Raw genomic sequence first — 2,992 nt, forward strand, 5'->3', positions numbered from 1 at the left:
GGGGTGGACGATCAGGTGGACCTGCACGCCCCGGCGCTGCAGGGCCATGACCACGGAGTCGACGAGGAAGGGCCGGTCGTCGGTGACGACGTCGACCACCGTGTGGCTGCTCTCCCAGCCGTGGCGCTCCGGCTCGGGGCTGTAGACGCCCACCGCCGCCTCGCCGGGCGAGCGCTGCCGGCCGAGGCGCCAGTGGGCGACCATGGCGCCGTAGAGCGCCTCGTCGCTGCGGGCCTCGAGGTCCTCGGGCGGGACCCCGGCGACGTAGCGCCGGGCGAAGGGGGCGAGGGCCGCGGCCGTCTGCGCCGGCCAGCGCTCGGCGGCCAGCTCCGCCAGCCGCTGCCCGATCGCCCCGCCCCGCTCCGCGACCGCCGCGCTCTGCTCACTCATGCCGGCTCTCCTCTCGGACGGCGCTGACGGGAGGCGGTGGCGGGGCTCGTAGCTCTCGAGCAGGTTCTTCACCGACAGCCCCAGCGCCACGTCCCCCTCGACGCTGAGCCGGCGCCGGAAGAAGAGCATGTCCGGGTCCGCGGCGCCGCCGGCCAGGGCGAGGAAGGCCGCCGCGTCGCCGCGGACGGTGACGTCGGCCTGGTCGGGGTCGGCGGCGGCGACGCGCTGCTCCTGGAGGGTGAAGCCGTAGCGCAGCCGGGCGTCGGTCACCTCCAGGGCGAGGACGCGGCCGTCGAGGATGTCGAGCTCGCCGTCGGCGACGGCGTCGGCGAGCATGATGTGCACCAGCCGCGGGATCAGCGAGGCGTTGACCGGCGGCGGCGCGAAGCGCAGCGGGGCCAGCAGCAGGGGCAGGGCCCGATCGAGCTGCGGCGGCTTGGGGGGCTTGATGGTCATTCGGACTCCGCGGTTCCCGTCGTGGTGGCGCGCTGCTCGTGGCCGGGGCCGCCCCACCAGTAGCCGTCGCACTGGCGCTCGGGGGGCGGCTCGGCGAGGCTCGCCGGCTCGCCGCGGACGGCGGCGCGGAAGGCGGCCACCGCCTCGGCCATGCCCTCCGGGCGCGGCGACAGCCGCAGGCGGGAGACGCCCATGGCCTGCATCTGCGGCACCATCGCCAGCAGGTTGGCGCAGCGGTAGGACTGGGTCTGGATGCCGTTGATGGCCAGGAAGGGCTCGCCGGCGCGGGTGGTCACCGGCAGCCCCTCGGGGTAGTGGCCGCAGACGTAGCCGCAGTCGTCCTTGGTGCGGCCGTGGTGGCGGGCCGTGAAGCAGCGCGCCGAGAAGGCCAGCGGCATGCGGCCGTAGGCGAAGACCTCGGTCTCCATCGGCCCGGCGTCGAGGCCGGCGTACTCGCCGAGGACCCCCTCGAGGGCGGCGCCGGACAGCTCCACGGGCGGCACCCAGCGCACGGCGCCGGCGGCGCTCGCCGCCTGCAGGGCGCGGCCGCTGTAGAGGTTGAGGGTCGGCCCGGCGACGAAGGGCAGGCCCCGCTCCTCGAGGGCGTTGACGGCGGTGTAGTCGTTGGCCTCGACGAGGAACTCGCCGTTGTCGCAGAGCCGGCGGACCTGCGCGGCCTCGGAGCGGGCCTCGACGACGCCGAGGGCGGAGAGGACCACCTCGTGGCCCTCCTCGGCGAGCTCGCGGCCGAGGCCGATCCACTCCTGCGGCCCCATCTCCCGGCGCCGGCCGCAGACGGTCTCGCCGAGGTAGAAGGTATCGACCTGGCCGCGCAGGGCGTCGTAGAAGCGGCGGATCTCGGCGGCCGGCCAGTAGTAGAGGATGGGCCCGATGGCGATCTTCATCGCTGCGCTACCTCCCGCCGTCACTGCCACTTGCGCTCGTAGGGGCCGAGGGTCGTCGTCGTCCCCTCGCAGAACTCGCGCAGCGCCGCGATCTGCTCGGGGTCCGGCGTGAAGTCCGCATCGCCGTCGGGGATCTGGTCGATGAGCCCCCGCCAGATGCGGGTGACCTTGCCCACGTAGGCGGGGCTGCGCTGGCGGCCCTCGATCTTGACGGCATTGATGCCGGCGCGCTTGAGCCGGGGGAGGAGCTCGGCGGTCTCCAGGCTCGTCGGCGACTCGAAGGCGTGCTCGACGCTGCCCTCGACCTCGTAGCGGCCCTTGCAGATGGTCGGGTAGCCGGCCGGCTCCTCGGGGGCGAAGCGGTCGATGAGCAGCCCGCCGAGGCGGACCTCGCGGCCGCGCTCGGTCTCCTGCCAGTCGACGGCCCACGCCGGCGAGCAGGCGCCGACGGTGTTCGGCGACTCGCCGGTGGCGTAGGAGGAGAGCAGGCAGCGCCCCTCGGCCATGACGCACAGCGAGCCGAAGCCGAAGACCTCGAGCTCGAGGTCCGCCTCCGCGGCCAGGGCCTCGACCTGCTGCATGGAGAGCACCCGCGGCAGCACGGCCCGGCTGACGCCGTAGCGGCGCTTGTAGAAGGCCAGCGCCTCGGGCGTGGTCGCCGAGGCCTGGACCGACAGGTGGCGGGCCATGGCCGGCCACTGCTCGGCGGCGTAGGCGATCAGCCCCAGATCGGCGAGGATCACGGCGTCGGCGCCGATGCGCCCGGCCTCGTCGACCGCCGCCTGCCACTGCGGCCAGCCGCCGGCCTGGACGAAGGAGTTGACCGTCACCAGCACGCGGACCCCGCGCTGGTGGGCGTACTCGACGCCGCGGGCCGCCTGCGCCGGGGTGAAGTTCAGCCCCGGGAACTGCCGGGCGTTGGTCACGTCGCGAAAGCCGATGTAGACCGTATCGGCGCCGTTGTCGACGGCGGCGCGCAGGGCGGTCAGGTTCCCGGCCGGGCAGAGCAGCTCCATGGCGTCCTCCGTCGCTCGCTCATTGCAGAGATTCTAACCGATGAGCGCCCTGTTGGGAGGAGGCCGGCGCAACACCCGCGACGCTCGAGGGCGGTGGGGGTGCTGCGGGGTCCTCTCGAGCGCGCCGAGCATCGCAGCCCGAGCGGGGACGCCGAGCGGCGCCAGCCGCTCGGCGAGCGCGCGTTGTCCGAGCGAAGCGAGTTTAGCGCGCGGCCCCGCTCGGGC

3 protein-coding genes are annotated in these 2,992 nt (G+C 74.7%); all 3 read right to left on the bottom strand.

Going from position 1 to position 2,992, the window contains the following annotated elements; all coding sequences use genetic code 11:
- The coding region (gene ubiT / locus CKO13_RS11485; RefSeq protein WP_200261157.1) for a ubiquinone anaerobic biosynthesis accessory factor UbiT at window positions 1-846 on the bottom strand (846 nt) is incomplete at its 3' end.
- Window positions 843-1,751: a U32 family peptidase gene (locus CKO13_RS11490; RefSeq protein ID WP_200261159.1), complete on the bottom strand. Its 909-nt coding sequence runs from the start codon at window positions 1,749-1,751 to the stop codon at window positions 843-845. The genes ubiT and CKO13_RS11490, both read right to left, overlap by 4 nt.
- Window positions 1,752-1,771: 20 nt before the next feature.
- A complete protein-coding gene (ubiU, locus tag CKO13_RS11495) occupies window positions 1,772-2,767 on the bottom strand; it encodes a ubiquinone anaerobic biosynthesis protein UbiU (protein ID WP_200261161.1) in 996 nt (331 codons plus the stop codon).
- Between the last annotated feature and the right edge of the window lie 225 nt (window positions 2,768-2,992).

Source organism: Halorhodospira neutriphila, from assembly GCF_016584055.1.
In the GTDB taxonomy this organism is placed as follows: Bacteria; Pseudomonadota; Gammaproteobacteria; order Nitrococcales; family Halorhodospiraceae; genus Halorhodospira; species Halorhodospira neutriphila.